Here is a 6,013-nt window from a genome sequence, read left to right as displayed (position 1 = left end):
TTTCGCGAGCAAGCCCGCTCCCACAAGGACGGTGGAGCATTCAGAGTAAGTGGAGTCGTCACAGGCATGTCCTCACTTACAGGCCCGAAGCCATGGCTTTATCGATCAGCCAGTTCAGCGATGGGCCACGGTCGCTGGTTACTTCTACCGGGCGGCCGGCGTAGGTGCTGTCCAGCGGTGCGTCCGGCTTGATCTGCACGCGGATGTCGGAGGACAAGTCGGCGCTGTTCAGGCTGGTGCTGCTGACGATGGTGCCGGTGCGGATCTGTTCTTCGTCGGCCACCTGGAAGCTCACTGGGGTGCCTGGGCGAACGTCGGCGAACTGGCGATAGGTGAAGCGCGCTTCAACATTGGCCAGGCTGCCGCGTGGCACCAGTTGGAAGATCACGTCGCCTTTGCTGGCGTACTGGCCGTCGGCGACCAATTGTTGAGCAACCACGCAGTCGCACGGGGAGGTCAGGGTGCCGGTCATTTGCTTGCCGAACAGCTCTTCCACTTTGGCGGGTTGCAGTTGGTCTTCGTCCAGATGGCCCTTGAGTACGTCGAGCATGCTGGTGCTGAAGGTGGCGAGTGGCGCGCCTTTGGCGGCGACCGCGTCACCTTTGAGCAGGCTTTGCACGGTGCCGTCGCGCGGCATGGTCACGTTCATGCCGGGCACGCTGACGAGGCCGGCCTGGGCGTGGCTGACGAAGTACATGCCGTACACCGATTTGAACACGAAGCCGAACGCGGCGAGGCCGACGATGAAGATACCGGCGCTGAACACCACCGCGCGCAAACGGCCAAAAGCGCTCATGCCGCTGCCGCTGTCCTTGACCTTGCGCGCCTTGGTGAAGTTGTCGCGTTGCAGGGTGGCGAGCACGTCGCCCATGGTCACGATGTCACCCGACAAGTGCGAGGTGATCAGGTGGCGCAGGGTGGAAATATCCTGTTGTTCCAGGTTCTGGAACTGGCAACCGGTGCGGCCGGTCTGGCGGTCGTAGGAGCGGATCTGCAGCTCAACATCCATGGCCAGGCCGAGGTTATCGATCACAAATTGCAGGCGGCCTTTGTGCACTTCACCGACGGTCAGCGGTTGGGTGGCGGTGAACGCCAGGCCGCCGGCGGACAGGTCGATCACGCGCGCTTCGGTCTGCGTGCGGTCGGTGTTGAAGAAGCGCAGCTTGGCCGGGATCTTGACCCGGGCATGTTGGCGCTGGGCTTCGGATTCGTGGACAACGTTGACGTTTGCTTGGCTATTCATGGTTCGTAAGTTCCTAGTTAATTCAGGCTTGGCAGGGTCAGACCATCATCAGCAACACGGCGACGAAAATGCTGCCGGCGGAGAAGGTCATGGTCCGAGACGACCAGGTGTTGAACCAACGTTGAAAGCTGGCCAAATCGCGGGTCAGTTTGGTGTCCTGGCGGGTCCAGGACTGTTGATCAAGGCGGAAGAACACGTAGATCTTCACCAGCGCGCCCATGATCTGGTTGTAATAGAGAATCACCGGGTAGGCCGGGCCGATCTTGTGGCCGGAGCACGACAGCAACAGGGTGAGGATCAGGCGGGTGATACCGATCCACAGCAGGTACGCGAGGATGAAGGCGCCGCCGTATTTGAAGGTGGCGATGAAGGCCACCGTCAGGCCGAGCAGGGAGGTCCACATCGACACACGCTGGTCGAACAGCACGATGCTGGTGAACAGGCCCAGACGGTTCATACCCAGGCCCAGGGCGCGGGAGTTCTGGCGCAGGTTGTTGCCGTACCAGCGGAACATCAGCTTGCGGCTGGCCTTGATAAAGCTCTTTTCCGGCGGGTGTTCCACGGTGTTGATCGCGGCGTCCGGCACGTAGAAGGTGTCGTAACCCAGGCGCATCAGGCTGAACCAGCTGGACTTGTCATCACCGGTCAGGAACTTGAAACGCCCCAGGCGCCAGTGTTGCAGCGAGTCGCTTTCCACGTCGGCGATGAAGCCCGGGTCAGTCACTACGCTGGCGCGGAACACCGACATGCGACCGGTCATGGTCAGCACGCGCTTGGACAGGGCCATGGAGCACATGTTGATGTGGCGTTGGGCGAAGCGCAGCTTGTGCCATTCGCTCATGATGTAGCCGCCGCGCACTTCGCAGAACTCGTTAGTGGTCAGGCCGCCGACGTTGCCGAACAGTTGGAACCACGGCACGGTCTTGCGCACCACGCCTTCGGCAAGCACGGTGTCGCCGTCGATTACGGCGACTACTGCGCGGTCATCCGGCAGGTGGCGGGAGATGGCGCGGAAACCGAAGGCCAGGCCGTCGCGCTTGCCGGTACCGGCGATGCGCACGAAGTCGAGCTTCACGTGTTCCGGCGGGTTCATGCGTTCCCACAGGCTTTTCACCAGCAGTTCATCGGACATTTCCACCAGCGAGCAGACCACGGTGGTGGGGAAGCCGCATTCCATGGCTTCGCGAATCACCGAGCTGTACACCTGCGCGGTGGTCAGCGCATCGATACGGAAACTGGTGACCATCAGGAACACATGGGACGGGTCAGCGGCTTTGCCCAGCTTGCGCACTTTGCGGCGCAGGTGCGGGTAGACCACGTACAGGAACAGCATGCCGCGAAAGAAATGCGTAGCACCCATCGAGTAGCGCCAGATACCGACGGCGCCAATCAGGAAAATAAAATTCTTCGACTGTGAGTCGAACGTACTCGCCGGCAACAGCAGGGCGAGTCCCATCAGCAGGCTGAGAAAGAACAGCCAACCGGCGGTTTGGAGCAGTACGTGTTTTAACTTGGACATAAGCGTCATCCGAAGGTGAAGAAGGCTTCAAGCTGCAGGCGCTGGGGATCAGGACACCTGCAGCTCGAAACTCGCCGTTGCTGTTACCAGCAAATGCCTTCGGTACGGCCGCTCACGCTGGTGGCCTGGGACATGAAGCCCACCAGGTCAATCACCTGCTTGCCGTGCGGAGCGTTGTGCGCCAAGGCCCGGAACTTCTCGTCGCGGTTGCCGAGGATGATCACGTCGGAGTTGGCGATCACGTCATCGAAGTCCGAGTTGAGCAGGGACGACACGTGCGGGATCTTGCCTTCGATGTAGTCCTTGTTCGCACCGTGTACACGGGCGTATTCGACGTTGCTGTCGTAGATGCTCAGGTCGAAGCCCTTGCCGATCAGCATTTCCGCCAATTCCACCAGCGGGCTTTCGCGCAGGTCATCGGTGCCGGCCTTGAAGCTCAAGCCCAGCAGGGCGACTTTGCGTTTGTCGTGGCTGGAGACGATGTCGAAAGCGTTCTGCACCTGGGATTCGTTGCTGCGCATCAGCGAGTTGAGCAGCGGCGCTTCCACGTCCAGGGAGCTGGCGCGGTAGGTCAGGGCGCGCACGTCTTTTGGCAGGCAAGAACCGCCGAAGGCGAAGCCTGGGCGCATGTAGTACTGGGACAGGTTGAGGGTCTTGTCCTGGCAGACCACTTCCATCACTTCGCGGCCATCGACGCCGACGGCCTTGGCGATGTTGCCGATTTCGTTGGCGAAGGTGACTTTGGTGGCGTGCCACACGTTGCAGGTGTACTTGATCATCTCGGCGACGGCGATGTCTTTGCGGATGATCGGCGCGTCGAGTTCTTCGTACAGCGACTGCAGGACATCGCCGGAGGCTTTGTCGAACTCGCCGATAACAGTCATCGGCGGCAGGTCGTAGTCGGCGATGGCCGTGGATTCACGCAGGAATTCCGGGTTGACCGCAACGCCGAAGTCGACGCCGGCTTTCTTGCCGGAGCAGTCTTCAAGAATCGGGATTACCACGTTGGCCACGGTGCCTGGCAGTACGGTGCTGCGCACCACCACGGTGTGGCGGGTGGCTTTGTCACGCAGGACAAAACCGATCTCGCGGCATACCGCTTCGATGTAGTCGAGTTCCAGGTCGCCGTTTTTCTTGCTCGGCGTGCCGACACAGATCATCGACAGGTCGGTGTCACGGATGGCTTCGGCGAAATTGGTAGTGCCGCGCAGTCGGCCGGTTTCGATACCTTGGCTCAACAGTTCGCCCAGACCTGGCTCAACTATCGGCGATTTGCCCGCGTTGATCAGGTCGATCTTGTCCTTGGAGATGTCTACGCCGACCACTTCATGGCCCCGTGCAGACAGGCAACCGGCACACACGGCGCCAACGTAACCTAGACCAAATATGCTGATGCGCATCGCATTTACCTCTTTGTCATTGAAGACGATATTAATCATGCCAATTAGATGGCCGGAGTTCATGTTTGCAAGCGTCACTGATGCCGCGAAAGTTAAGCGAATAGACGCCAACTTACCGCGTGCAGGCATGTTGAATAACGAGTGACTAACGATTGCACTCAAGTTGTGCGCAACTTGGCCTTGTTATTGGGGCTTGCCCTGAAATGCAGCCGGGCTTCCTGGTGGAAGGGCCCGACGCCAGCGCCGCAGGGGCTTGATAAAGGCTGATAGCCTATAAATATCAATGCCTTGGGTGTTATCGCTGACACATTTAGGTAAGCGCTGCCTTGGCCTATAGGGGATAGCAATGAATCCTTATCGCCGCCCTCAACTCAATCAGTTGATGATGTGACCCACGTATATAAGTGTGCGAGACAACTTAACTACTTCCCTGGGCCGCCATGTAAGTCATCTCTTACAGAAACAGAGAATTTCGTTACCGGTGGTATGAGCCGCGTGTGTTGATGAAGTTCCGGGCCGCTCATCCTGTTTCCTGAAATTTCTTGAAATATTAGGAAAGATGGCACTGGTAGTATATTGATAGCACTTGCTACTTGGCCCAGTAGTTGTGGGGAGTTGCTGCGAAGGGATAGTTTTGTGCCACTACTGTTTAAAAAAAGTGGTGCCACTACGAAAAAAAATGACGAATGTCGAGTGAAAGATTCGTTAGGAATGCTTCAAGATATTTTTTGACGTCAAATAAATGGCGATTCGCAGGTGAGAGCACGCGTAAAAATGTGGGAGCTGGCTTGCCCGCGATAGCGGTGTATCAGTTGAAAATCAGTCGACTGATACTTCGCTATCGCGGGCAAACCAGCTCCCACAGTTGGTTTTCAGAGTCTTGGGGGGCGGATTCAGGCTTTATTCCGGTGCGTGATCGCGCAAAAACACCAGGTTGTCGGGCTTGGACTGCTCCGCATTGAAGCGATAACCCTGCACATCAAACTGCTTGAGCTTGGCCGGGTCGTTGATGCGTTCTTCGATCACAAAGCGGCTCATCATGCCCCGGGCCTTTTTGGCGTAGAAGCTGATGATCTTGTACTGGCCGTTTTTCAGGTCCTTGAACTCGGTGTTGATGATCCGCGCGTTCAGCGCCGTGCGTTTGACCGCCGAGAAATACTCGTTGGACGCCAGGTTGAGCAGCACGTCATCGCCTTGTTCGGCCAAGGCTTCATTGAGCCATTCGCTGATGCGGGTGCCCCAGAAGGCGTAGAGGTCTTTGCCGCGCGCGTTGGCGAGTTTGGTGCCCATTTCCAGGCGGTACGGCATCATCAGGTCCAGGGGGCGCAGCAGGCCGTAAAGGCCTGAGAGCATGCGCAGGTGGTCTTGGGCGTAGCTGAAATCGGCGTCGCTGAAAGTCTCGGCGTTGAGGCCGGTGTAGACGTCACCCTTGAAGGCGAGCAGCGCTTGTTTGGCGTTGGCCGGGGTGAACGCGGGGGTCCAGCTGCCGAAGCGCGCGGCGTTGAGGCCGCCGATCTTGTCGGAGACGTGCATCAATTCGCTGATTTGCGCGGGGCTCAGTTCGCGCAATTGCTCGATCAGCTCCTGGGAGTGGTCGAGGTAGTGCGGCTGGGTGAAGCGCGGGGTGGCCGGCTTGGACTCGAAATCGAGGGTTTTGGCGGGGGAAATCACCATCAGCATGAAGTTGGCTCCTGTAATCGTGGGGGGATTGTAGGGGGGTGTGGGGTTTGACTCCACCTATGATGGTGATAGAGGGGTGGTGTTTGGTCGTTGGTGTGTATATCCGTTGCTGCGGGGATGGCTTATAGGGGTTCCGCCCTTACGGCGGCTCACTTTTGATAGAGCGCAAAA

Annotated in this window: 4 protein-coding genes; all 4 read right to left on the bottom strand. The window is 58.6% G+C overall.

Translation table 11 applies throughout. The features are described 5' to 3' along the window. Window positions 1-76: 76 nt before the first annotated feature. The 4 genes from WBB95_RS30090 to yaaA all read right to left on the bottom strand — a co-directional run bounded on the left by WBB95_RS30090 (window position 77) and on the right by yaaA (window position 5,842). Window positions 77-1,243, bottom strand: a complete 1,167-nt coding sequence (locus WBB95_RS30090; RefSeq protein ID WP_424490901.1) for a PilZ domain-containing protein — start codon at window positions 1,241-1,243, stop codon at window positions 77-79. Between the two features lie 37 nt (window positions 1,244-1,280). After that, window positions 1,281-2,762 carry a mannuronan synthase gene (alg8, locus tag WBB95_RS30085; protein ID WP_424490900.1) on the bottom strand — a complete coding sequence of 494 codons (1,482 nt, stop codon included), beginning with the start codon at window positions 2,760-2,762 and terminating at the stop codon, window positions 1,281-1,283. An 83-nt stretch (window positions 2,763-2,845) separates the two neighbouring features. Continuing rightward, window positions 2,846-4,162 carry a nucleotide sugar dehydrogenase gene (locus tag WBB95_RS30080; RefSeq protein WP_424490899.1) on the bottom strand — a complete coding sequence of 439 codons (1,317 nt, stop codon included), beginning with the start codon at window positions 4,160-4,162 and terminating at the stop codon, window positions 2,846-2,848. A gap of 900 nt (window positions 4,163-5,062) precedes the next feature. Then, window positions 5,063-5,842 (bottom strand): peroxide stress protein YaaA, encoded by a 780-nt coding sequence (yaaA, locus tag WBB95_RS30075; RefSeq protein ID WP_424490898.1) that lies wholly within the window; start codon window positions 5,840-5,842, stop codon window positions 5,063-5,065. Between the last annotated feature and the right edge of the window lie 171 nt (window positions 5,843-6,013).

Source organism: Pseudomonas sp. (assembly GCF_049645325.1).
Taxonomy (GTDB): domain Bacteria; phylum Pseudomonadota; class Gammaproteobacteria; order Pseudomonadales; family Pseudomonadaceae; genus Aquipseudomonas.
Note: the sequence above shows the minus strand (reverse complement) of the source record. Positions and strands in the feature narration are given on the sequence as shown.

Coding starts and splice junctions, on each gene's coding strand:
- alg8 (WP_424490900.1), bottom strand. CDS start 2,762: ATGTCCAAGTTAAAACACGTACTGCTCCAAACCGCCGGTTGGCTGTTC.
- WBB95_RS30080 (WP_424490899.1), bottom strand. CDS start 4,162: ATGCGCATCAGCATATTTGGTCTAGGTTACGTTGGCGCCGTGTGTGCC.
- yaaA (WP_424490898.1), bottom strand. CDS start 5,842: ATGCTGATGGTGATTTCCCCCGCCAAAACCCTCGATTTCGAGTCCAAG.
- WBB95_RS30090 (WP_424490901.1), bottom strand. CDS start 1,243: ATGAATAGCCAAGCAAACGTCAACGTTGTCCACGAATCCGAAGCCCAG.